We start from the raw sequence: 22,715 nt of genomic DNA on the forward strand, positions 1-22,715 counted from the left end.
TACCTTATGATTAAATGGTTTAAAAAAAATCAGGATGTTTCTACAAAAAACTCACCTCCAGTGCCTGAAACTGATACTAATCAGCCTCAGCGAGAGGCTGTGACGATTGAAACACCCGAAACGGCCCTGGCTGCCGAGCAGCCCCTGCCTGAAGTACAGCCGCAAGAAGAATCACGATTAAGCTTTTATACCCGCCTGAAACGCGGACTGGCTAAAACACGCCAGCAATTTGGTGATAGCGTTGGGCGCTTACTGCTTGGAAAAAAACAAATTGATGCTGGTTTACTGGAGGAACTGGAAACTGTGCTGATTAGTGCCGATCTGGGAATTGACACCAGTCAGGAGGTATTAAAGCAGTTAAGCGAGGGAATGGCTCGAAAGCAGCTTAATGATGGGGATGCGGTATTTCGTAGTCTAAAAGATAAACTGGAATCAATTCTCAGTCCCTGCTCACAGCCCCTGCTAGTTGATAATCAGGCCCACAAGCCTTTCGTAATTCTGGCGGTTGGGGTAAATGGAGCGGGGAAAACCACGACCATTGGCAAGCTGGCCAAACAATTTCAGCAGCAAGGCAAAAAAGTAATGCTGGCGGCGGGAGATACTTTCCGGGCGGCCGCTGTGCAGCAGTTGCAGGTTTGGGGGGCCAGAAATGAAATTCCGGTGATCGCTCAGCATACAGGTGCTGACAGTGCCTCAGTGATTTATGATGCCTTACAGGCGGCTACTGCACGCGGCATAGATATTCTGATTGCTGATACTGCGGGTCGCCTGCACACTCAAAATAATCTGATGGAAGAGCTGAAAAAAGTGAAGCGGGTGATGCAAAAAATAAATCCTGAGGCACCCCATGAAACGATGCTGGTGCTCGATGCCAGTATTGGGCAAAATGCTTTGAATCAGGCGCGTGAATTTCATCAGGCGGTTGGTTTGTCAGGTATTACCATGACCAAGCTTGACGGCACTGCGCGAGGTGGAATTTTATTTGCTATTGCCAATGAGTTGGCGATACCATTCCGTTATTTGGGAGTTGGTGAGGGAATAGACGATCTGCGTCCCTTTGAACCGTCACAATTTGTCAAGGCATTGTTTAATGATAATTAAATTTGAACAGGTCAGTAAACGTTATCCAGGTGGATTTGAAGCCTTAAGCCAAATCGATTTTTCCCTCGAAAGAGGCGAAATGGCTTTTCTTACCGGCCATTCAGGGGCTGGCAAAAGTACCTTGCTAAAATTAATTTCCAAGCTGGAAGATCCCTCTTCCGGTCAGGTGATTGTGAATAACGTCCGTTTAAATCAGTTGCGCAATAATGATATTGCCAGATATCGCAGCAGTTTGGGAATCACCTTCCAGTCGCCGCATCTTTTGAGCGATCGAAGCATCTTTGACAATGTCGCTTTGCCTTTGCAAATTCAGGCCATTCCTCCCGTTCAGATAGCCAAGCGTGTGCATGCGGCTCTGGACATGGTGGGTTTACTCAGCAAGGAAAAAATGCTGCCTGTTCATTTATCGGGAGGAGAGCAGCAGCGAGTGGGAATAGCCAGGGCCGTAGTGCATAAACCGGATTTATTACTTGCTGATGAACCCACAGGAAATCTTGATCCTGGCTTGTCTGCAGAGATCATGAAATTGTTCGCACTGTTTAATCAGGTAGGGGTAAGCGTTCTGATTGCCACACATGATTTGGCCTTGATTGCAGGAATGAAGCATCGGATTATCATGCTGAAAGGAGGCCGGATATGCTGAATAATTTAAAGCAGGCAGGAGCCTATCATCTGCAGGCAGCTACCAACAGTTTTAATCACCTTTGCCGCAAACCTTTAGCGACTATGATGACTGTGATTGTGATTGCAATAGCTTTGACTTTACCCACCTTATTCTGGGTTTTTTCGGAAAATTTGAATCAGTTAACGATTGACTGGCAGCAGGGCGGTCATATTTCTCTTTATTTAAAGACCAATGTATCTTCAGCTGAGGAAACTGCCCTGCTACAGGAAGTGCGCGCAGTGGGAGGAGTCGGCCAGGCTTCCTTGAAAACCGCTAATGAGGGTATGCAGGAACTGCAGCAGCAGGAAGGCATGCATGATATTATGAAATATCTGCCGGAAAATCCTTTGCCGGCGGTGATTGACGTGATTCCCGCAGTTTCAGTTAATAATCCCTTGCAGGTCAGACAACTGTTTGAACGCCTGCAATCCATGCCCCAGGTCGAGCAGGCTAAACTGGATATGGAGTGGATAACGCGCTTGCATGCCATATTAGGTTTTGCCGGAAAGATTGCTCATGCACTGATGGCTTTACTGGCTTCTGCTGTGGTGTTAATCGTCGGTAATACCTTGCGTCTGGCAATTCATAATCGTCATGAGGAAATCCAGGTATTAAAATTAATTGGCGCCACCGAATCGTTTATTCTTCGCCCTTTTTTATACTCTGGCATTTGGTATGGATTGCTGGGAGCAATTTTTGCGGTTCTTTTTGTCAATATTTTTATGCTGAGTATTGCCGTTGCTGTTCAGGAACTGGCCTCTGTTTATCATATGAATTACCCTTTGCAGGGCTTATCAGTGAAACAAGCTTATTCAATTGTTCTCGCTGCAATTTTATTGGGATGGCTGGGAGCGCATTTATCAGTCAGACGGCAGTTGGCTTCGATAGGGCCTTATCATTAACAGGCTCAGTTTCTGATCCTCTGTGAAGGAGTCTCTGTATTGTAATTTTCTTTACAGGGGGTGTATAATATGGTATTGAGCACTTAAAGCAGTGTTTTCTGGTAATTTCCTGCTGTCCCTTACTTATAAATTACATCAAACAGGAAGACAGCGGCTTAGTTTTGATTTTTGGTGATGGAATAACTGGAGGAGTAGTATGAATCGGCAGTTACAACTAGCATCAATCAATTTACCGATTGGAAGTCTCGATGCCTACATCCATCGAGTCAATCTTATTCCAATGCTATCTGCTGAAGAAGAACATGATTATGCTGAGCGTTTTCAAAATGAAAACGACCTCGAAAGCGCACGCCAGCTTGTCCTGGCCCATCTACGCTATGTAGTGCGGGTTGCCCGCGGCTATTTAGGCTACGGCCTGCCCTTAAATGATTTAATCCAGGAAGGCAATATTGGTCTGATGAAAGCGGTAAAACGCTTTGACCCCAAAATGGGAGTTCGTCTGGTTTCATTTGCAGTCCATTGGATTAAAGCAGAAATTCATGAGTTTGTATTACGCAACTGGCGTATTGTGAAAGTCGCTACAACCAAAGCGCAGCGTAAATTGTTTTTCAATTTACGGCAGATGAAAAACCGTTTGGGATGGATGAGTCGTCAGGAAGTGGATGACGTAGCTAAAGACCTGGGGGTTTCGCGCGAGGAAGTTTTGCTAATGGAGCAGCGGCTCAACGCGATGGATTCTTCCTATGATGCCCTGGCGACTGATGACGATGATGACGCCTATAAAGCTCCGGCTCATTTCTTGCACGATGAACATAATGATCCAGCCTATTTGGTTGAGCAGGAAAGAAGCGGTGAACTTGGACGGGATAATCTCTCGGTTGCGTTTGAACGACTCGATGACAGAAGTCAGGATATTCTTCAGCAGCGCTGGCTTGCGGATGATAAAACAACCCTGCAGGATTTGGCTGAAAAATACAGTGTTTCTGCGGAGAGAGTCCGCCAGCTTGAAAAAAACGCTATGAAGAAACTTCGTCAGTACATGGAAGAGATGAACTAACCATATTCCAGATTTCTGCGTTGTCACTCATTTTTGCATAAATAGAATAAGCAACTAGCCTGAAGTCTTTGCGAACGAAGAGAAGCAATCCCGATCAAAACCTGAATAAAGTCCGGAGCTCTGGATTACTTCTCTACCGCTCGCAAAGACGGTGTATTGTATACAGGGAGCCAGTTATAATTTATTCAGATAAGGTGTCAGTGCCTGTTCGGTTTGCACGATGATCTGTTGTAGTTGCTCATACATTTGCTCTGAGGAAGGGTTGTAGCCATCCTTTAATGCCTTTTCTAAAGATTCACAGGCAGAATAAAGACGTTGTGTGCCACAATAGGCTGCCCCGCTTTTTAACTTATGTGCGATTCGTTCAAGCGTTTGCCATTCATGACCTTTAAATGCATTCTGTAAAGCCTCACGGTCTTCAGGGAGCTCTTTTGTAATCAGCATTTTTAATAGATCAAGCATTTCTTTTTCGCTGCCCAATTGTGAAAGGGCTTGTTCCTTGTCAAAAATCGGAAAATGATTCAATTCATTGATTGCCGATGCGTTTGCATTCGCCAAAGGTGTATGCAACCTGATATGAGGTAATATTTGCTCAAGCGTGCTCATAGATAAGGGCTTGGTAAGAACCTGATTGACTATATTTGCCCGAGACTCATCCACCTCATTAGCACAATGAGCAGTCAAAGCGAAGATAAGCCGCTCTTCCTGGTGGTGTTCTTTTTCCCATTGTCTGATTAGAGCGGCAAACTGAAACCCATCCATGCCCGGCAATTCAAGATCTGTGATGACAATATCGATAGGGTGGCTTCGTATCAATTCAAAACCGGCCTCAGCATTGTCAGCTGAAATATATTCACAACCTAGTTTATCCAGCATGGTTTCTGCCATTTTTCGTGCAATCAGATTATCCTCTATTAACAGCACTCTCGATCCTTGAGATTCCAGTTTTAAAGGTACTACAGGCGCTGGTTTGCCTGGTTGTTCCAAATCAGTTAACAAGGCATTTTTAACTTGCGTTGCTGGGAGACATTCGGTTTGCGGGCTGATTTTTTTAAGAGGAATGGTTAAGCTCACTGTCGTTCCCTCACCTTCAATGCTGCTTAGTTGAAACTTGCCCTTAATTAACTGAAGATATTTTTGAACGATATGAAACCCTATTTTTTCTTGCTCCTCATTGTTTAAAGAGGATAGAGGGGAATTGAAGCGTTCAACTATTCTTTGCTGCGTCTCTTTGGGGATCCCTGCACCGGTATCAATCACCTGAAATAGTAAGAATCCTTCTGAAATACGCTCCACTTTCAATAGAATCGAACCGTTATGGGTAAATTTGATTGCGTTATCGATTAAATTTAATAAAACACGGTGTAGTTTATGCTGATCACCAAATAGCTGGATTGGGACATTTTGTCCAATCACCAGCACCAGCGATAACTGTTTTGTCTGAATGGCAGGGAGTTCCAGTTTTGCCAGACTGTTCAGACAGTCGGTCAGATTGAACCAGTCGCTGTCCATCTCTTCATGTGGACTATCAGTAGAGATAGTCTTGAGAACCGCATTTAACAAGGTTAATAATTGCTCTCCGCTTTGACTAAGCCATTGCGCATATTGTTTATTTTCCGCTGTAGTCGAATTGTCCTCCAGCATTTTCGACATGCCAATGATTCCGGTAATTGGTGTTCGGATATCATGGCTCATATCAGCAATAAATTCGGTTTTGACCAGGTTAGCCGCCTGGGACGTTTCAAGCGCTTTTTTCAAATTAACTTCCAGTTGTTTACGCTCTGTAATGTCTATCGAAAGTCCCAGTATCCCAATGCAAACGCCTTGCTCGTCATACATGGGTACTTTGCTCGAGAGCATGGTTATTAGTCGCCCATCGGCCCTTGCAATGGTTTCTTCAACATTAATTTTAGAATTGCCCGACATAGCATCCAGATCGCCTGAAACAAAGAGCTCGGCGTCCTCTTTTCTCCAGTTCAATTCAAAATCAGTTTTACCGATGATATCGCGTGGAGTTGAATTGAGTAAACTTGCAAACCGCCGGTTACAACCTAAATAAACCGAGCGAATGTCTTTCCAAAAGATAAGATGAGGGAGATTGTCGATGATTTCATTTAAGTGAATAGGATTTGAAAATTGAGGCTGTTTGACGGTAACCACCCCAAGCAATCCCTTTAACTGCCCCGTCTCTGATAATAATGGCGATTTATCCATTAGCAGGGTGAGTGTTTGATTATGATGCTGAATAGTTCTGGTAATTGCCGAATGCGGAATCCTGTACATTAATACCTGGTCATCCGCTTCGGCAAAATAGCGAATGACTGGATGAGCCAAAGCGAGCTCAGCATCTGTTTTACCAACTAAAGATTCCGGGGATTGCAGACCGACAAACTCGAGAAAGTGCCTGTTGGCACCCAGGTAGAATCCATCTGCCGATTTCCAGAAGACCAGTTGCGGTATATTTTCCAATACCGCCTGCATCATTGCTAAAGATTGCATAGGTGCTCCATCACCCTGATGATTAATCAGATTATATACCATTTTAGAAACGCCGGATTGGACCTGTCTAAATGTTTTATAATCGGGATTGATTAATTCTGAGTGTGTAATAAACAACACCCAAAAGGAATCCATAGACCAAATGCCCTACCAGCGGTGGGATATTGGCTTTCAAATCAACTAAATTCCATTTTGAAAAGAGAGGAGTTCCAGCAGCCATATAAGGTAATAAGGTCATGGGGCCAGCTATCCACATACCCAAACCAAAAAGTAGTCCCAGTAATATCGCAAGACCCCAGGAATGAATGAAATAGCCAAAAACGACGGCGAATACAATACCAGTTATAATACTGACAATGGCATGAACAAGAAGTCCGCCTGTCAGAGTGGGCATTCTGATGATTGCTCCCAGGGTTTCAACCATCCCTCCCATCAACAGAAAAAAACTGAATACGATGCCAGCAATAATCCCTGCGATAATTCCGTGCAGTACATTCTTAATTGAAAACATGAAACACTCCCTATTTCAAAATTAAACCTTTCAGTATTGACAATAGGTCATCCAGCCTATAAGTCAAGAGTGAAAGTCTGTAGTTTTCAGGCTACAGACCGAGTGTAATTATTGCAATCGTTGCAGCAATTCCTTGCGGGTTTGCTCATCGACAAAGGCATCCTCAATCGCCATGCGGGTGAAATTCAGCATTTGCTGATCGGAAAAACCGTAAATTTTCTGGGCCTGTATATATTCATTAGCCAAATTGGTACGGAAAAAAGGCGGATCATCTGAGTTTAAGCTGATTCTGATACCTGCCGCCAATAATTGAGGAAGGGGGTGGCTTTCAAGGTTTTGAAAGAGGCCCAGAGCGACGTTGCTGCCCGGACACACTTCGAGTGCGATCCCTTTGTCTTTAAGCCGAGCCATGGTTTCCGGGGATTCGATAGCTCGCACACCATGTCCTATGCGTTTAACAGGCAGGTAGTCCATCGCCTCCATCATACCTTCTGCTGAGGCAAATTCACCGGCATGAACGGTGCATTCCAAACCGCCCTCAGCAGCAATCTGATAGGCTTTGGTAAATAGTTTAGGTGGAAAATTAATTTCATCGCCGCCCAGGCCAAACCCAGTGATGCAGGGAACATTTTCCTTAATAGCCTGTTTTGCCACTTTTATGGCAGAGTCTTCGCCAAAATGTCTGACTGCGGTAACAATAATTCTTCCGATAATCTGATGTTTGGCTTCAGCATCATCAATAGCCTGCTGTATAGCTGCCAAATGCTCACAGGAAGGAATCCCGCTGGACATTTCTGCGTGATCCGGAGAATACATGAACTCCACATAAATACCACCGGCATCAGCTCTTTCTTTTAGATAATCAAAAGTGATGTCATAGTAATCCATTGGCTTTTTAATCACTGCCGCGACTGAATCATAAGCTTTGAGAAAATCCAGAAAATCCTTGTATTGATAAGACTGGCCATCCGCTGCGAATAAGCCAGACGGCAGATCAATATGATTGCGCTTGGCAAGCTTTAAAGCTAATTGTGGGGAAATAGTGCCTTCTAAATGAACGTGTAACTCAGCTTGTTTAATTGCCGTCATCAAAACTCCTGATTGAGAAACGAATGTTGGTAAGTTATCATAAAAAGCGCTAAAATTAATTAATTATGTTACGTTGGAATGTACTATGAGCAAAAAAGATATTGATAAGGCTTTTGTCAGTCCTATTGATAAATTCCTGTTTCAATTTGATGCGGAGCATGAGAAATCGGCTTCTCAGAAAAAAGAGATTAAAAAGCATAAACGAATTTTTTATTTTCGTGATCATGCAAATAGAGATAATAACAAAGAAGAGATCTGGGAAGATTTTTAATTTTTAATTAGATCCGCTATGTGTTAGCCACTACCATTAAGTTAGGAAATTTTTGCATTACCTGTAGGTTGGGCCCTTGGACCAACATTGAGTTTTGGAGTGGTTCAACCCGTTTGTTGGGCCAAGGGCCCAACCTACAATAGTTCCCCTAATTTATCTACGTACTCTCATCCCAAAAAGAAATGCAATGCCTTATAAGCCAGAACTGTCAATAAAGATGCGGCTGGCAAGGTTAGAATCCAGGACATGAAAATGTTGCGGATTACTATCAGATTCAATGCGCCAATGCCGCGAGCCAGACCCACACCCAGAACAGCTCCGACCAAAGTCTGAGTCGCTGAAACCGGAATGCCTGTGCTGGTTGCTACGACAACCGTAGTGGCGGCAGCCAGAGTGGCCGCGAAAGCCCGACTGGGCGTTAATGCTGTGATGGAACTGCCTACGGTCTCAATTACTTTGCGCCCATACATTAAAAAACCAATAATAACTCCGAAACATCCCAGAAAAATAATCCAGGCCGGATATTGAGTAACCGCGATTGGTGTATTGGCCTGGGTTATCAGGCTATGAATAATTGTTAATGGACCCACAGCCAGGGAAACATCATTGGCTCCATGTGCAAATACCATAGCGCAGGCGGTTAAGGCCATCAGCACTGCGAAATATTTTTCTACTTGCAGAAAACGCTCCCGGCGTCTGATTTTAGGAACTTCGGGAATTCTGCGAATAATAATTATTCCGATAAGCGTAATAACAATGCTGGTTGCCAGAGTGACCGCCAGATCCTGCTTGAAATTAAGATGAATATCAAAATGATTTAAACCCTTAAAAACAGTAATGAATGACAGAACGGAACCAATCAAAAAAAGATAAATAGGAATATATAATTTAGCCTTCTCAAGCGGATCGCTTTTAATAAAGATGGTCTGCTGAATACTGATAAACAGGAAGTATGCGGTGATACCTGCAATCATCGGCGAGGTTACCCAGCCGGCAGCAATGCGGTATACTTGCGACCAATGAATGGCATCAGATCCCAGAACAACACTGCCAAAACCCACCATTGAACCTACAATCGCATTGGTAATAGAGACAGGGAGACCAAAATAACTGGCGAGATTCATCCATACAGTACAGGCAAGAAGCACGCTCAGCATGCCCTCAATAAGGATTAAAGGCTGCTCGGATAATTCACTGCTGACGATGATCCCATCGCGCATGGTTTCAGTAACACCGCTCCCACCCAGAAAAGCACCGGCAAACTCAAAGACAATTGCAATAATCATTGCTTGCCGAACAGTGACCGCTTTGGAACCCATTGTCGTACTCATGACATTGGCCAGGTCGTTCGCGCCAACCCCCCAGGTCATCAGAAAACATAAAGCAATAGCTGCAAAGAGAAAGAATACAGAATAATCCATAAGATATACTACCTGGCGATAAGAATTTGTAATTTGCCGCCCACAATCTGGGCATGATCAGCTAAATCACCAATCCATTGGACCAGCTTATAAAGAAAGACCACTTCAATCGGTGGCAAGTCCTTTTCAAGGTCAAAAATGCGGTGTCGGATATCCGCCAATTTGTCATCACTGTCGTGCTCGATTTCATCGAGAGTCATAATCATTTCTTCAACGATTTTGACTTCGCTTCCACGAAAACCGCTTTCGAGCAATTCGTCCAGTTCATTGATGGCTTGGCAGGCCTGTTTGGCAGCATCAAGACAACGGTTTAGAAAAGGCATGAACACAACAGACAGTGCATCCGGAATAACCATCTGACGACTGACGATTAATCCTGCGATATCTTGAGCCTTATTGGCAATTCTATCCTGAGCACTCAAGAGCTCAAGCAGGTCGGTGCGTGACACAGGCAAGAAAAGACCGGTAGGAAGATGAAGCCGTAAATCGCGCTTGATCATATCCGCCTCTTTTTCAAGAGTTGATATTTTATCCTTGATATCGCTGGCGCTTGGCCAGTCAAGTGTTAGCACTGCTTCAAAAAAAGGCAGGAGCTGCTTTGCGCATTGAGTTACCTTGCGCATGTGTTGCTCAATAGGACGGATAGGTGAAGGTCCGAACATATTAAAAATGCGTGTCATGAATTTGCTATCACCTTATTCGCGATGCGGCGATTATATACTTGTCCTCATGCAAGATGCAATTTGCGATTCATATTTTTCGTTATAATTTTCGTGCTATGCTCAAAATGTCAGTGATATGAATCAGGGAGAGCTGTTCACATGAGACGCTTGATATGGATATTATTTTTTTTTACGGGAAGCCTGTTTGCCGCTCAGATGGTTACCAAGGTTATCGAGCTTCATTATCAGCAGGCCGATAATGTAATCCAGTTAATTCAGCCCTTATTATCTCAGGGAGAGGCAGTAAGCGGCAGCGGTCAGACCTTGATTCTTAAAGTCACCCCCGACACCTTAACCCAGCTTCGTGAAGTGCTTCATAAACTGGATCAGCCGCCGGTGACATTTGAAATTGCCGTATTCCAGGGTGACCCTGACTGGCTGAGTACCCAAAACTCTAATACGATAAGCATCAGTACCTCGTCCAATCAAAACCAGCAGCGCTATCAGTCAGTCAAAGTAATGAATGGCGAATCCGCATTTATCAGCACCGGGGAAGATCAGCCAGTAATCAGTAATGTTGGGATTGGTTTCTGGAGTGCTGGTGTCAGTTACGACCGTCGTCTTGTTCAGACCGGATTAATGGTTGAGCCATTACTGCAGGGGCAAAAAGTCAGACTCTCCGTTAAGCGAATTCGCGAACAGGATACGCAAGTTAGCGATCAGAGCTTTAACCAGCAGCAGGTCATGACCACTGTAATGCTGCCTTTAAATGAGTGGGTGCCCCTGGGAACTGCTCAAGGTGAACCAGCCGCTGATCAGAATACCGAAGTCATTCGTGCCGGTACTCCGTTTACCCAAAATTCAACGCTATACATTAAAGTGAAAGTGGTTGGCAAGTCCAGCTCCGGGATAGAAAAATAAGGCTTGTTGAGAATAAATGGCCTTTGTGGTAATATTTTGGTCAAGTTCAAGACTGATCAACATTGCAAATGCTTAAATTTTTAATGAGTCATTGTGGTTTTTTTTCGACTGAATCTGAGCATACAGCCCCGTCAATGAACTACTCCATGATAGATTTTATTTATAACTCAGAGAACAAATCCAGGCTCTATCTTGCAGAGACAATAAAACAGGACCGGTCCTCCGGGCTGGGTTCTGCATTAAATGCATATGGCGAAATTCCTATAGAAAATATGCTATTTACAGTTCTGTTCTATTGCATAATGAACTACGATAGCAATCGCCCGTCTGAGTGGACTATCTATTCTACAATAGAGACTACTACAAAAGCTGATTTATTAAATCACTTGGCAATGGAAGCAATTAAACGAATCGAGACCGAGGCAGGTTATCCAAATAAAGAGGATTACATCATAGACTTGACCCGATTAAGTGAGAAAGCGAATAAATTACAGAGGGTTTTCTCTATTGAAGCGCTTGGTCATCTAAATAAAGCGTGCCTCGATAAAATCGAAGAAATTAATCGTCCACTGCTGTACGCTCCTGCCTGATAGCTCTATTTCAGTTCAGTTTTACTGTTGTACTTAATATCTTCCCCATGATTGTAGCGCTGTATTTTGTATTGAAACCGCCAATAGAGAAGAAATACGCTGCTTAAAGCTCCAATCATCATTCCCCACCAAAGTCCTGTGGTTTTCATATTGAATTGCATAGCGAAAACATAGCCGATGGGTAAGGCAAGCAGCCAGAAGCTGAAGATTGAAATCAGCAAGGTAAACCGCGTGTCTTTTAAGCTTCTTAAGGCGCCAAAGAGGGCTATCCGCACTGACTCCGCCATTTGGAACAAAGCACCGACGGCAAGGATTCTGGCAGCATCGTGAATAATGGAATAATTTTCCGGTTTGCTGAGGTCAAAATCGACAGAAATAAGTATATAGGGTAAGAACCAGTAACAAAGTGCCACCAGAAACATAAAAGCAAAAGAAAGGTTTATCCCGGCATTCGCTGCTTTTTTAGCGGCTTGCGTCTCTCCCGCACCCAATAAATGGCCCATGCGAACCGTTATGGCCTGGGCAATTGAAAAAATAACCGACATCAGGGTGCCAAGATATTGCATTGCAATCTGGTTAGCGGCTAATAGTTGGCTGCCAAAAAAGCCCATAATCAGGGTCAGGGTGAAAAAGAAGCCGACTTCAATGCAGTACATAAATCCGATTGGGCAACCGATACGCAGCAGCTCGAACACATAGGACGGCTTGCTGGCATTAAACAGTTTTTTAAAGTAGGAATGGTAGGATTTATCCATTAATAGATAAAATGCCAGCAAAACCACCGTAATCCAGTAACCAATAGTCATTCCCCAACCAGCTCCGGCGATTCCCAGTGCCGGCAGCCCCCATTTTCCAAATATCAGCAGATAACTGAAAAGGATATTCATGGCGACATAGACCACACTGAATTTTAGAATGACTCTGGCATGGCCAAGGCCAATAATGATTTCAAATAATGCGGTCATAATAAAAGTGGGTAAAAGCCCCCAGCTGATGGCATGCAGATAGGCTTGCGCTGAAGAAACCACCGCCGGACTTTGTCCAAAAACCAGAAAAACCGGCGCCATATTCCTGAAAATCAAAAAACTGGGGATAACCAGAATAAGTGCAAGCCAAAGGCCATCTCTTACCACTCGCGTAATCCCCTGATGATCTTTGGCGCCAAATTTATGAGCCACCAGGATATTAATGGAACTTAATGTTCCAAAGAGAATGACCACAAAGGTTCCAAAGAGCCAGCTGACTAATGATCCGGCGGCCAGAATGTCGGGACCTAAGCGGGAAAGAAAAACCGTTTCAAAAAAGAAAACCCCGGATTGCAGAATACCGGTCAAAGCCAGCGGAATGGCCAGCTTAATCAAAGGAGAATAGTCATTTTTGAATCCATTCATAGTATCAGGCCGATTTTAGTTTTATTGGGATTACCAAGTGAGTCATCTTCAGTTTTTTGTTCTTCATTCAGTATAGTAGCAAAGTCATTGTCAGGAAATTTAATACCTTGACAATCCATGAGATTGACCAAACAATAGCGGCTTATTTGACATTATCAGGTTAAATTCATGCAAATTATCAGTATAAAAGGCCGTGAGATTCTGGATTCCCGCGGTAATCCTACTGTAGAGGCTGATGTAATACTAGCGAGTGGTGAAATGGGGCGTGCTGCTGTTCCTTCCGGTGCCTCTACGGGTAGTCGAGAGGCCTGTGAACTCCGGGATGGCGATAAAGCACGCTATGCGGGTAAAGGGGTCAGCAAGGCAGTTAATTTTATTAATCAGGAAATTAATCAGGCACTGCAAGGCTTTTCAGTGGAAAAGCAAGACCAGATTGATGAAACACTTTGTCAGCTGGATGGTACAGAAAATAAATCACGCCTGGGAGCCAATGCGATACTGGCGGTGTCTTTGGCTTCAGCACGCGCTTTCGCCAGTGCCCGTAAAGAGTCTCTTTACATGAGCCTTAGCCAAGGCCAGCGTATGTCAATGCCGGTTCCGATGATGAATGTCTTAAACGGCGGGGCGCATGCGGATAATAATGTCGATATCCAGGAATTTATGCTGATGCCGGTAGGGGCTTCGGATTTCTACAGCGCCTTGCAAATGGGAACCGAAGTGTTTCACGTTTTGAAAGCGGTTTTGAAAAAGCAGGGTTTGAATACGGCAGTAGGTGATGAGGGAGGTTTTGCTCCGGATCTGAAATCAAACCGTCAGGCACTTGATATGTTATCCCAGGCAGTAGAACAGGCTGGGTATAAATTAGGTAAGGATCTGGTGTTTGCACTGGACGTTGCGGCTTCCGAACTCTATAAAGAAAATTCCTATCATTTGGCTTCCGATAATAAGACCCTCGATAGCGCTGGCTTGATTGCTTACTACGAAGAACTGGTTGCCAGTTATCCCATCGTCAGTATTGAAGACGGTCTGGATGAAAATGACTGGGATGGATGGCGTGAGCTGACCCGTCGGCTGGGAAATAAAATTCAATTGGTGGGTGATGATTTGTTTGTTACCAATCCCCGTATTTTACAAGAGGGAATTTCTCAAAAGATGGCCAATGCGATTTTAATCAAGTTAAATCAGATTGGCACGCTGACAGAAACACGTCAGGCTATTCAATTGGCGCAGGCTAATGGCTACCGCTGCGTGATGTCTCATCGTTCCGGTGAAACCGAAGATACCTTTATTGCTGATTTGGCGGTGGCTACAGGTTGCGGGCAAATTAAAACAGGTTCGCTTTGCCGTACGGATCGCGTGGCTAAATACAATCAATTAATAAGAATCCAGGAGCAATCCGGATTACCCTATGCTGGTAATGTATTTTCATAATACCTCGATTCTGGACTTGGGCTATAACTTTGCTGAACTGGGCTCCACAAATCCATAAAGCAAAGTTATACTGGAACAACCGCTTATTTGATTACACGCATATGCGCTCAATTATTGTCATATTACTGGTAGCTCTTATCGGTCTGCAGTACAAACTGTGGCTCGGGGAGGGTAGTATTAGCCAATGGCGTCAGCTGGATAATAAAATTGCTGAAAAAACAATCGAGAACGAGCAGTTGCTGGCGCGTAATCATGCTATTGAAGCTGATATTCTCGAATTGAAAAGCGGCGAGCAGGCTTTGGAAGAGCAGGCGCGTTTTGAGCTGGGTATGGTAAAGGATGATGAGGTGTATTATCAGTTCATTGAGTAATTTCCTGCCTGATTGCATGACTAACTAATAGGGATCCATTCCAGATTGGCAGGAGCCAAAGGAGGACTTTCCCATAAACTGATGACATAACCACCGCCGCCTGAACCGGTAGGTTTTACGGCCAAGGCACCAAGATTTTGAAGATTCTGAATATGATGACCTAAATTCTCGCTTATCAGCCCCCAGTCTTTAAAACATTGCCCAGCTTGCTGAATCGCATCGCTCAACAGGGTTAAACTGGCAGGTGAGTAGTCTTCCTTTAGTGCCTTGCGGCATTTATCAACCGCGTCCTGCATGGATAAATCAATGCCTTCTGCCTGAGCGCTATCGGATTGCCACAACTGATTAACCTGGTTAATGCAGTGTGAAGTGAAGCCTATTTGCCCGCAAGATGATAAATACCAGACAGGCTTCCATTTTTGGACCATCGGGCTTACCTGACCTTGTTTAAAGGCAATACCTGATTCAGCCGAAACGCCAGCGATATCCAAACCGCTGCTTTTGCCATGAAAGAGATTTTCGAGATTTTTTGCAAAAAGGGAAGTGGTTTCAGGAGTGATCAACTTTTGCGCCGCGAACCAGCGTGCCATTGCCACACAAAGAGCTGCGGATGCCCCCATCCCCACGCCAACCGGAATGTTGCAATGCAGGTGAAAATGTCCGGTTAAACGATTTAAAGATTGGCCCAGCAATTGTTGACCCTGTTCGAGTACACTCCAGAATAAAAGGTGCATGTCAGCGCCATTGGGACCTTCATAATTGGCGCTTAGCTCTGAATCCGAGGGTTTATAACTGAATATCAGCTTTTTTTCCTTAATTGGAAATACCAGTGCGTCATGGCCTCTCAATACAGCGTGTTCACCCGCTAAAATCCATTTGCCATATGTTGTTGTTTGAAATTCATAAAACATCATAATTTCCAACCAAGTGTTGTTGTTTAAAGCGTTGGGACAGTTCTTCCTGATCGGGTCGGTAAAGTAAATGAATGTTAGGGCCAGCGTCCATAGTGACAATAGGACCGTCACCTTCTTTTTCCCATAGTATCTGTAAGGATTTTAGCAGGGATTTGCTATTCGCTGTCATATAAGTGAATGGTTTTTCACAGGTAGCAAATAATTGATGCATGTCATGGAACTCGCGCCAGCAAATCTGATAGGCATCGGCCCAGTTTTTTGCTTGTAAGGCGTTTAGCAATACTTTGAGATTTTCTACTGCTCTTTGTGTGCGTGTTGCATAGTGCTTGCTGGTTTTAACCAGACGATGCGCTTCACTTGAGGAGATTTGTTTTTCTTCCCGGCTAATAACCACTACCTGATGCAGTAATTGCTGATAGGGCAGGTCAATGGCCTGCACGCTGTCATCCTGCCAAAGAGCCCAGGGAGCAAAAAAAGAACGGCAGGAGGAACCAGAGCCTTGCCGGCTGAGATTTGCTGCTTGTGCAATAGGCGGCAAAGGAATGTTTTTCAGTTCACAAATTGCACGGATGGCGCATTTGGTCAGGGCGGCAAAACTGGATGCAGAGCTTGCCAGGCCGCTGCCATGCGGAAAGTTATTCGATGAACGTACTAAAAAAGAGCCCTGATAATCAAAATGATTTTTTAGAAAGGCCAGGTGCTTTAAGAAGCGCTGCTGAGAAGCCAGCGATAATTCAAAGGGCATCGCGCCTGGTAAATGCAGCGGCTCCCAGAAATCCTGTCTGCCGGAATGACTATCGAGAGTGACATTGCTCAATAAATTGGGAAGGGTATAGGATAGAGACGGATTCGCCGGCAAATTGCTGTTATCATCCTTTTTTCCCATGTATTTTATCAGGGCTATATTTGACGGGGCCTGAGCAAACCATTGCATTAATTATTCTCCTCGCAGTTAATGACCGGGGGCGTCATTCCAAAGTATTTTATGCAGCTGAATCTGAAATCTGACCGGCAGTCGATCGGCTACTATCCAGTCCGCCAGAGTGGTCGCAGGCAATTGGTTCCAGCTTGGAGAATAAAGAATCTGGGTGCGTTCATGTAAACGTTGTTCTCGCAAAAGCTGATTGGCCCATTCGTAATCTTTACGACTGCATAATACAAACTTTATCTGGTCAGTAGGTTTTAAGTAGTCAATGTTGCTAAATAAATTTTTAGCACATTCACCGGAGTCCGGTGTTTTTAAATCCATTACGATCATGACCCGCTTGTCAACGTTTTCTATGTTGCGTGCGCCGCTGGTTTCCAGGGAAACCTGATAACCCGCATCACAAAGTTGCTGCATTAGGGTTAAACATCCTGGCTGAGCCAGAGGTTCTCCACCGGTGACGCAGACATGGCTGCATTCAAAACTGGCCACTTTTTCAAGAATAGCTGCAATTTCAGTGTTTTCCCCGCCATTAAAGGCATAGGCTGTATCGCAATACTGACAGCGAAGAGGACAGCCGGTAAGCCGTATGAAAACTGTCGGCAGGCCGACAGTGGTTGATTCGCCTTGTAATGAATGAAATATTTCAGTGATACGCAACTGGTTGTTTAATTTGGTCATGAGGTACTAAGAGTATGTAATTTAGCCAGAGCGAGCTGTGCCGTTGGAGTGTCAGGATAATTTTTTAATACTTGCTGCAAGCTTTGTTTGGCTTCAGTTTCTCTGCCTGATGCCGCCAGCGCATAGCCCATTTTCAGGGTGCAGGCTGCCGCTTTGCTGGATGAAGGGAATTGTTTGAGTACCAGGTCAAAATGGCTAATCGCTTCGGCGTAATTTTTCTTGACCATGTATAATTCGCCCAGCCAGTAGTGCGCATTGGCTGTGTAGCCTCCATGTGGGTACTGAGCAACAAAAGTATTCATTGCGGCCAAAGCATTGTCAAAATGCTTGTTCTTTACCAATTCGTAAGCGGCAAGATAGCTTAATTGTTCATCGGCAGGATTATTTTTAGCGGAAGGGATTACCGCAGTATTTATTTCGGTTAATGCCGTATTGCTTTGCTGAACTGATTTAACTGCAGTCGGGGCTGCAGAAGGTGCTTGACTGACGCTTGCAGTCGGCGGTGTTTTGGTTTCCAGCTTTAATTCAGCTGGATTTTCATTTCGGGCAATGGATTTGGTCTGAAGCGTGTTGCTCAGTCTTGAATCGAGATCTTTATAGAAAGACAGTTGCTGTTGCTGAAGCTGTTTTAATTCATGGGACTGCACTTCCAGTTGACCGCGAAGTTCCTGTATTTCCTGCCTCATTCCCTGAAGTTTATCCAGCAATTCTGCATTTTCACTGTGAGTCAGCTCATTATCCTGGACCAGAGCAATCTCTTCTTCAGGATAACTATCGTCAAGCTGTGCCTTGGCAACAGGCTGCTGTTCCATATCAGCCTGCTGTTCATCGAGAATCGCAAAGTTTTCGCTGTCGTCCACTACAGGCGCTTCTGCAGCAGCCTGTAATGGAAGTAAACCAGCGAAACACAACGCGAGAAAGCGATGCTTCATTTGAATCATCTTGTCGCCTCATAAATAAATTCTACACGACGATTTTGCATGTGAGACGCATCGTCGTGGCCAAAATTAGCTGGACGCTCCTTACCATAACTCACCACGCGAATTTGCTGTCTGCTAACCCCAGCCATACGCATTAACTCAGCGACGGTGTTTGCACGGCGCTCACCCAGCGCAATATTGTATTCACGGCTGCCGCGCTCATCAGTATGACCCGCCAAAAGCACGCGTGCACCTGGATGAGATTTTAAATAATCGGATTGCGCATTTAAAGAGGCCATGTATTTAGGTGCAAATGTGGAGTCATCGTAAGAGAATAAGTATAACTGATTATGGGGCGCCTGAGTGGTATAGGATTCACCTGGTTCCTGACCCGCAAAACGAGTAAACTGGCCCAGACCGTGTGCCGAAGCATCAGTATCACCCATGCCGGAGTAATCACCAGCGCTGCCTGGGGTTTTTGAACAGGATGCCAGCAGGACGATGCTTGCTGCGACCAGTCCCAGTTTTAAAAATGACTTAGCTCTCATCCTTTTCTCTCCTTCTTATTCTTGGTTACAAATATTATTCGGGGGATCAAAATTTAATTCGCCCTAATGGCGAGCCATTGTACAATTGTTTTTGTATTTTCGCCATGATTTTAAGAGTGGATTAGAGTGTACTATCAATCGAAATGTATCAAGCCTTTACAAACTGCTTCCAATCTTTCCTTTAGTCACTGTTGTTCCGGTTTAATGGGAATCATTTTTAACATGATTTAATACAAACTTCGTAACCCCGGCTGTAAATAAACCTGTGGCCTGGTTCGCGGCAATAACACCGCCGTAGGGTGTATCGCTTGGACAGGGAATATGCAATTCAATTATTCTTGAGGCGATAATACGGTTATCACTAACATGTGTTAAAACAATTTTGGCAGTGAAATCAAGCTGGCTGGGCTTTTTCAGAAAATTCTGCTGTAATTCCAATAGCTGTGTATCGAGACGATAATCGGTTAATTCCGAAGTTGCAGTCGAAGCGACTGCATAGAAATAGCCGCTTTTCTGTAAGCTCTGCACCATGAGAGGTAAAAGCATATCGGCGGGTGGCCCCATCCAGGCATTATGGACAAAATTGCTGATTTCAAAAGGTTTGTCAGTATACAGCATCTCTTCGGTGTCATAGCCAGTTGCAGCATCCGGATGGGTTATCAGAATGGAAGCATGGACCGGCTTACTGGCAGTTTTCTCGCTGCTGAAGCTTTCCAGTTTATATTCATTGGTAACTGTCGGTTTAACCGCACATCCTTGTAAAAACAGTATGCTGGCAATCAGGCCAAAGCTTCCGATTAATCTATTCAAATCACTCTCCCGGTCCGGCTTTGGGCGTCGCAGTTCCCCGAACCACCACAGCAGGATTTTGGCGCATTAAGTTACTGACTTGTTCCAGATTAGCTGCAATCGTATTTAAACGGCGAATCAGGACAACGGCAGGCGGTATGGTTTGTTGTGAAATTTTATCCAGGGTGGTTTTGCCGGCATCCATAGCGCTGCTCACTTTTTCCCCTGCTTCACTAATTCGTTCCGTCATTACATTCAGTTTTTCCACCCCTTGTTTCACCTCGCGGATAATCGCGGGCAAATCTTTACTGGCTTGGGCGAGATTATGGGTCAGAACGTCTGTACTTTTCAGTGTATTGTTAATGGTTTCATTATTTTTAGCCACCACATCAGAAAAGCCCTCCAGGTTTTTTAAGGTGTTTTTAATGTACAGGGCATTTTCATCATCAAAAATTTTATTAATCTTGACCGTAACGCCATTTACATTCTCAGCGACTTCTTTTAATACGCTATCCAACTGATAAAAAAGAGAAGGCTTGGCTGGAATAATGGGATAAGGTTCTTTGGGAATTTTTTTCAAAGGGGTGAGCTCAGAGGAGGAGGCTGATAAACCCACGTAAGTTGTACCGGTAATCCCCTGAGAAATTAATGTGGCGGTGGTACTGGTGGTTATGGGGGTGCCTTCCTCAATATTTAATAAAATTTTAACCTGCTGAGGATCGATCTGGCTTAGTTCGATTTTGGCCACTGAACCCACCGGCACGCCATTGTATTTCACCGGCGAGTCTTCACTGAGCCCTGAAACTGCTTCGTGGATATATACTGCATATATTTTGTATTTCTTTTGATCAAAACCTACTGATAGCCACAGGGCTGACGCCAGCAGAGCCGCAGTAAGAATGACCACAGTTAACCCAACGATAGTGTAATTTGTTTTAGCTTCCAAGGAATCTTAACTCCGATGGCAAATGCCAGTAGTTTAAAATTTACTAAAGTATTCAGCAATCAGTGGATGCGGATTTTTCATTAATTCTTTTAAAGGCTCCACTGCCAACACTTCTCCATTCCCTATAAAAGCAACCCGATCGGTCGATTTTAAGGATTCAAGGTCGTGACTTATCATCACAACGGTCAAATTTAATGTTTTACGTAAAAAAAGAATCAACTCATCGAACTGACGAGCTCCTCGCGGATCAAGACCGGTTGTTGGCTCATCCAGAAATAATAATTCCGGATCCATCGCGATAGCTCTTGCCGCTGCTGCTCTTCGCTGCATACCGCCGCTTAACTCGGAAGGATACTTGCTCGCTGATTCTTCCGGCAATCCGACCAGCGACAGCTTGAGCATGGCCAGTTTTTCCATAAACTGCTTGTCCATGGCCGTGAATTCACGCATAGGAAACGTTATATTTTCCAAAACAGTCATGGCTGAAAACAAGGCGCTATGTTGAAATAACATGCCCCAACGTTGACGCAAGGTATTGGCTTTACGCACAGAAAGGGTCGAAATATCCTGGCCAAAAATCTTAATTTCGCCTTCAGTTGGCTTTAAAAGCATCAACAAGCTGCGTAATATTGTTGTTTTACCGCTGCCGCTCCCTCCGATAATCGCAAGAATTTCTCCCTGATTGACAGTTAAATTGACATTCTTATGAACCCAGTGCCCGCCCAGCTTGTTTTTTAAACCAGTTACTTCAATTACGGGGCTGGTCATTATAGATCCATCCAGCTGTAAACCACTGAGAAGACGGCATCGGCAATAATAATCAGAAACAAGGCCTGGACAACACTTTTGGTCGTTTGACTTCCGACGCTGTCAGCGCTGGACTCCACTTGAAATCCCTGAAAACAGCCCACCAAAGCAATCAGAAAGGCGAAGGCAGGGGCTTTATAAAGACCCAGCATCAATTGAGACAAGCCAACTGAGTCTTTCAGGCGGGCGAGGTAGTCGAAATGGTTGACGCCAAGCATCCATTTTGACATGAACATCGCTCCAAACACACTGAATACATCAGACCAGAAAATCAGTAAGGGAAATACAATCAGCAGGCCAATGACTTTGGGCATGACCAGTAATTCGGTAGGGGATAAGCCCATTGTATAAAGGGCATCGATTTCTTCATTGATTTTCATGCTGCCAATCTGGGCAGTAAATGCTGAGCTGGTGCGGCCCGCTACGATAATGGCGGTAATCAGCGGGGCGAACTCTCTGAAAATGGCCATTCCTGATAAATAGGCAATAAAGATGTTGGCTCCATAAGTTTGCAGCTGAAGCCCCATCTGGTAAGCCAGTACCACACCAATTAAAAATGAAAGCAGTGCCACGATCGGAAGGGCTTTGATGCCGGCTGAATCGATAATGGAAACAATGCTCGGGAACTGAAAGCGCCGCCATTGTCCAAATGCTTCAAACAGTTTGGTGCTCAGATCGCCAAGCAAAATAATAAAGCCGTCAGCCTGATTGATTTTATGAATGGTTTCCTGCCCAATCATCTCAAGAATAGGCTGAGGTTTTGCCGGGGGGACCTGAAAATCAAGCACTTCCTGTTTTTCAGCAATCAGTTTAAGCAGTTCCGATTGCTGGGTATTAAAATCTTCCAGCTCCGCTTTTTTGTTGTGCTGTTTCAGAAATAAAATAAAATTATGCAGCGCTAATGCGCCTGCACTGTCAAAGTGCTTAAGCTGTTTTCCATTGATACGCAAGCTATCCGACTCTGGCAGCTTTTCTTTTTGCACTGCCTCAATGAAGCCATTCAGAGTGGAGACGGTCCAGGATCCTGTGCATTCATATCGCTGATGCTCTTCGTCATATTTAAGCCCGGCGTCTGAGAGTACTTTAGTCATGATTGCATTGGCTATAAGAATTGTTCAGCGCAGAGAATACAAGCATTCTGCCAGCCATTTAATTATCTCGAATAAACTATTTACGTAGAGTATCTAGGCGCGCATTTTTTTTCAATCATAAAATTCGAGAGTGTTCATTAAACTGTGTCATGCCATGTCAATTTGGGAGATCTCTCACTACGTTCGAGATGACGGCGTGCCTGTGAGTAATGA

General features: G+C 44.4%; 24 protein-coding genes. 9 read left to right on the forward strand and 15 right to left on the reverse strand.

Annotated features, from left to right (window positions below; all coding sequences use genetic code 11):
• Positions 1-6 precede the first annotated feature (6 nt).
• From ftsY to rpoH, 4 genes are all read left to right on the forward strand, one after another.
• Complete coding sequence (gene ftsY, locus LXA66_RS01350; RefSeq protein ID WP_233011609.1) at positions 7-1,101, forward strand: signal recognition particle-docking protein FtsY; 1,095 nt, start codon at positions 7-9, stop codon at positions 1,099-1,101.
• On the forward strand, positions 1,094-1,744 hold the full coding sequence (gene ftsE / locus LXA66_RS01355; RefSeq protein WP_058507914.1) for a cell division ATP-binding protein FtsE: 651 nt from the start codon (positions 1,094-1,096) through the stop codon (positions 1,742-1,744). Before ftsY ends, ftsE begins: the two co-directional genes overlap by 8 nt.
• Positions 1,738-2,667, forward strand: a complete 930-nt coding sequence (ftsX, locus tag LXA66_RS01360) for a permease-like cell division protein FtsX (protein ID WP_233011611.1) — start codon at positions 1,738-1,740, stop codon at positions 2,665-2,667. Before ftsE ends, ftsX begins: the two co-directional genes overlap by 7 nt.
• Before the next feature lie 196 nt (positions 2,668-2,863).
• The gene (gene rpoH / locus LXA66_RS01365; protein WP_112220037.1) at positions 2,864-3,724 is read left to right on the forward strand and encodes an RNA polymerase sigma factor RpoH; all 861 of its coding nucleotides are present in this window, start codon (positions 2,864-2,866) and stop codon (positions 3,722-3,724) included.
• A 174-nt stretch (positions 3,725-3,898) separates the two neighbouring features.
• On the opposite strand, the gene LXA66_RS01370 is transcribed toward rpoH, so the two are convergent.
• The 3 genes from LXA66_RS01370 to LXA66_RS01380 form a co-directional block, all read right to left on the reverse strand.
• On the reverse strand, positions 3,899-6,223 hold the full coding sequence (locus LXA66_RS01370; protein WP_233011613.1) for a PAS domain-containing protein: 2,325 nt from the start codon (positions 6,221-6,223) through the stop codon (positions 3,899-3,901).
• Positions 6,224-6,299: 76 nt separating this feature from the next.
• Entirely contained in the window at positions 6,300-6,734 is a 435-nt protein-coding gene (locus LXA66_RS01375; protein ID WP_112220035.1) for a hypothetical protein, read from the reverse strand.
• A gap of 108 nt (positions 6,735-6,842) precedes the next feature.
• Positions 6,843-7,823, reverse strand: a complete 981-nt coding sequence (locus LXA66_RS01380; RefSeq protein ID WP_233011614.1) for an adenosine deaminase — start codon at positions 7,821-7,823, stop codon at positions 6,843-6,845.
• Between the two features lie 85 nt (positions 7,824-7,908).
• On the opposite strand from LXA66_RS01380, the gene LXA66_RS01385 reads away from it, so the two are divergent.
• Positions 7,909-8,094 (forward strand): CBU_0585 family protein, encoded by a 186-nt coding sequence (locus LXA66_RS01385; protein ID WP_058507789.1) that lies wholly within the window; start codon positions 7,909-7,911, stop codon positions 8,092-8,094.
• Positions 8,095-8,261: 167 nt separating this feature from the next.
• Here the strand turns inward: LXA66_RS01385 and LXA66_RS01390 are convergent, their stop codons facing one another.
• Positions 8,262-9,515 (reverse strand): inorganic phosphate transporter, encoded by a 1,254-nt coding sequence (locus LXA66_RS01390; protein ID WP_233011616.1) that lies wholly within the window; start codon positions 9,513-9,515, stop codon positions 8,262-8,264.
• Between the two features lie 8 nt (positions 9,516-9,523).
• Positions 9,524-10,195: a TIGR00153 family protein gene (locus LXA66_RS01395; RefSeq protein ID WP_233011617.1), complete on the reverse strand. Its 672-nt coding sequence runs from the start codon at positions 10,193-10,195 to the stop codon at positions 9,524-9,526.
• A gap of 141 nt (positions 10,196-10,336) precedes the next feature.
• Here LXA66_RS01395 and LXA66_RS01400 point away from each other — a divergent pair, with 141 nt between their 5' ends.
• The gene (locus LXA66_RS01400; RefSeq protein ID WP_233011618.1) at positions 10,337-11,098 is read left to right on the forward strand and encodes a type II/III secretion system protein; all 762 of its coding nucleotides are present in this window, start codon (positions 10,337-10,339) and stop codon (positions 11,096-11,098) included.
• Between the two features lie 146 nt (positions 11,099-11,244).
• Positions 11,245-11,688 carry a hypothetical protein gene (locus tag LXA66_RS01405; RefSeq protein ID WP_233011619.1) on the forward strand — a complete coding sequence of 148 codons (444 nt, stop codon included), beginning with the start codon at positions 11,245-11,247 and terminating at the stop codon, positions 11,686-11,688.
• Positions 11,689-11,693: 5 nt separating this feature from the next.
• On the opposite strand, the gene LXA66_RS01410 is transcribed toward LXA66_RS01405, so the two are convergent.
• Positions 11,694-13,079: an MATE family efflux transporter gene (locus tag LXA66_RS01410; RefSeq protein ID WP_233011620.1), complete on the reverse strand. Its 1,386-nt coding sequence runs from the start codon at positions 13,077-13,079 to the stop codon at positions 11,694-11,696.
• A gap of 168 nt (positions 13,080-13,247) precedes the next feature.
• Here LXA66_RS01410 and eno point away from each other — a divergent pair, with 168 nt between their 5' ends.
• Together eno and ftsB are read left to right on the forward strand one after the other, a co-directional pair.
• A complete protein-coding gene (gene eno / locus LXA66_RS01415) occupies positions 13,248-14,510 on the forward strand; it encodes a phosphopyruvate hydratase (protein WP_233011621.1) in 1,263 nt (420 codons plus the stop codon).
• Between the two features lie 29 nt (positions 14,511-14,539).
• Positions 14,540-14,881 (forward strand): cell division protein FtsB, encoded by a 342-nt coding sequence (gene ftsB / locus LXA66_RS01420; RefSeq protein WP_370637113.1) that lies wholly within the window; start codon positions 14,540-14,542, stop codon positions 14,879-14,881.
• Between the two features lie 20 nt (positions 14,882-14,901).
• Here ftsB and LXA66_RS01425 read toward each other — a convergent pair whose 3' ends face one another.
• The 9 genes from LXA66_RS01425 to LXA66_RS01465 form a co-directional block, all read right to left on the reverse strand.
• On the reverse strand, positions 14,902-15,792 hold the full coding sequence (locus tag LXA66_RS01425) for a mevalonate kinase (protein ID WP_233012049.1): 891 nt from the start codon (positions 15,790-15,792) through the stop codon (positions 14,902-14,904).
• On the reverse strand, positions 15,782-16,729 hold the full coding sequence (locus LXA66_RS01430) for a diphosphomevalonate/mevalonate 3,5-bisphosphate decarboxylase family protein (RefSeq protein WP_233011622.1): 948 nt from the start codon (positions 16,727-16,729) through the stop codon (positions 15,782-15,784). The genes LXA66_RS01425 and LXA66_RS01430 overlap by 11 nt, the downstream gene beginning before the upstream one ends.
• Positions 16,730-16,747: 18 nt before the next feature.
• Positions 16,748-17,401: a 7-carboxy-7-deazaguanine synthase QueE gene (gene queE, locus LXA66_RS01435; protein ID WP_112220024.1), complete on the reverse strand. Its 654-nt coding sequence runs from the start codon at positions 17,399-17,401 to the stop codon at positions 16,748-16,750.
• Positions 17,398-18,342 carry a tol-pal system protein YbgF gene (ybgF, locus tag LXA66_RS01440; protein ID WP_233011623.1) on the reverse strand — a complete coding sequence of 315 codons (945 nt, stop codon included), beginning with the start codon at positions 18,340-18,342 and terminating at the stop codon, positions 17,398-17,400. The genes queE and ybgF overlap by 4 nt, the downstream gene beginning before the upstream one ends.
• The gene (pal, locus tag LXA66_RS01445; protein WP_112220022.1) at positions 18,339-18,869 is read right to left on the reverse strand and encodes a peptidoglycan-associated lipoprotein Pal; all 531 of its coding nucleotides are present in this window, start codon (positions 18,867-18,869) and stop codon (positions 18,339-18,341) included. The genes ybgF and pal overlap by 4 nt, the downstream gene beginning before the upstream one ends.
• A gap of 201 nt (positions 18,870-19,070) precedes the next feature.
• A complete protein-coding gene (locus LXA66_RS01450) occupies positions 19,071-19,667 on the reverse strand; it encodes an ABC-type transport auxiliary lipoprotein family protein (RefSeq protein ID WP_370637154.1) in 597 nt (198 codons plus the stop codon).
• Positions 19,668-19,680: 13 nt separating this feature from the next.
• A complete protein-coding gene (locus LXA66_RS01455) occupies positions 19,681-20,604 on the reverse strand; it encodes an MlaD family protein (protein ID WP_233011625.1) in 924 nt (307 codons plus the stop codon).
• A gap of 33 nt (positions 20,605-20,637) precedes the next feature.
• On the reverse strand, positions 20,638-21,372 hold the full coding sequence (locus LXA66_RS01460; protein WP_233011626.1) for an ABC transporter ATP-binding protein: 735 nt from the start codon (positions 21,370-21,372) through the stop codon (positions 20,638-20,640).
• Complete coding sequence (locus LXA66_RS01465) at positions 21,372-22,502, reverse strand: ABC transporter permease (protein WP_233011627.1); 1,131 nt, start codon at positions 22,500-22,502, stop codon at positions 21,372-21,374. Before LXA66_RS01465 ends, LXA66_RS01460 begins: the two co-directional genes overlap by 1 nt.
• Positions 22,503-22,715 lie beyond the last annotated feature (213 nt).

Source organism: Legionella sp. 16cNR16C, assembly GCF_021297775.1.
In the GTDB taxonomy this organism is placed as follows: Bacteria; Pseudomonadota; Gammaproteobacteria; order Legionellales; family Legionellaceae; genus Legionella_C; species Legionella_C quinlivanii_A.

What these genes read in the sequence shown, in the direction of transcription:
- ftsY (WP_233011609.1), top strand. Translation starts at nt 7, where the DNA reads ATGATTAAATGGTTTAAAAAAAATCAGGATGTTTCTACAAAAAACTCA.
- ftsX (WP_233011611.1), top strand. Translation starts at nt 1,738, where the DNA reads ATGCTGAATAATTTAAAGCAGGCAGGAGCCTATCATCTGCAGGCAGCT.
- rpoH (WP_112220037.1), top strand. Translation starts at nt 2,864, where the DNA reads ATGAATCGGCAGTTACAACTAGCATCAATCAATTTACCGATTGGAAGT.
- LXA66_RS01370 (WP_233011613.1), bottom strand. Translation starts at nt 6,223, where the DNA reads ATGCAATCTTTAGCAATGATGCAGGCGGTATTGGAAAATATACCGCAA.
- LXA66_RS01375 (WP_112220035.1), bottom strand. Translation starts at nt 6,734, where the DNA reads ATGTTTTCAATTAAGAATGTACTGCACGGAATTATCGCAGGGATTATT.
- LXA66_RS01380 (WP_233011614.1), bottom strand. Translation starts at nt 7,823, where the DNA reads ATGACGGCAATTAAACAAGCTGAGTTACACGTTCATTTAGAAGGCACT.
- LXA66_RS01385 (WP_058507789.1), top strand. Translation starts at nt 7,909, where the DNA reads ATGAGCAAAAAAGATATTGATAAGGCTTTTGTCAGTCCTATTGATAAA.
- LXA66_RS01390 (WP_233011616.1), bottom strand. Translation starts at nt 9,515, where the DNA reads ATGGATTATTCTGTATTCTTTCTCTTTGCAGCTATTGCTTTATGTTTT.
- LXA66_RS01395 (WP_233011617.1), bottom strand. Translation starts at nt 10,195, where the DNA reads ATGACACGCATTTTTAATATGTTCGGACCTTCACCTATCCGTCCTATT.
- LXA66_RS01400 (WP_233011618.1), top strand. Translation starts at nt 10,337, where the DNA reads ATGAGACGCTTGATATGGATATTATTTTTTTTTACGGGAAGCCTGTTT.
- LXA66_RS01405 (WP_233011619.1), top strand. Translation starts at nt 11,245, where the DNA reads ATGATAGATTTTATTTATAACTCAGAGAACAAATCCAGGCTCTATCTT.
- LXA66_RS01410 (WP_233011620.1), bottom strand. Translation starts at nt 13,079, where the DNA reads ATGAATGGATTCAAAAATGACTATTCTCCTTTGATTAAGCTGGCCATT.
- eno (WP_233011621.1), top strand. Translation starts at nt 13,248, where the DNA reads ATGCAAATTATCAGTATAAAAGGCCGTGAGATTCTGGATTCCCGCGGT.
- LXA66_RS01425 (WP_233012049.1), bottom strand. Translation starts at nt 15,792, where the DNA reads ATGTTTTATGAATTTCAAACAACAACATATGGCAAATGGATTTTAGCG.
- LXA66_RS01430 (WP_233011622.1), bottom strand. Translation starts at nt 16,729, where the DNA reads ATGCAATGGTTTGCTCAGGCCCCGTCAAATATAGCCCTGATAAAATAC.
- queE (WP_112220024.1), bottom strand. Translation starts at nt 17,401, where the DNA reads ATGACCAAATTAAACAACCAGTTGCGTATCACTGAAATATTTCATTCA.
- ybgF (WP_233011623.1), bottom strand. Translation starts at nt 18,342, where the DNA reads ATGATTCAAATGAAGCATCGCTTTCTCGCGTTGTGTTTCGCTGGTTTA.
- pal (WP_112220022.1), bottom strand. Translation starts at nt 18,869, where the DNA reads ATGAGAGCTAAGTCATTTTTAAAACTGGGACTGGTCGCAGCAAGCATC.
- LXA66_RS01460 (WP_233011626.1), bottom strand. Translation starts at nt 21,372, where the DNA reads ATGACCAGCCCCGTAATTGAAGTAACTGGTTTAAAAAACAAGCTGGGC.
- LXA66_RS01465 (WP_233011627.1), bottom strand. Translation starts at nt 22,502, where the DNA reads ATGACTAAAGTACTCTCAGACGCCGGGCTTAAATATGACGAAGAGCAT.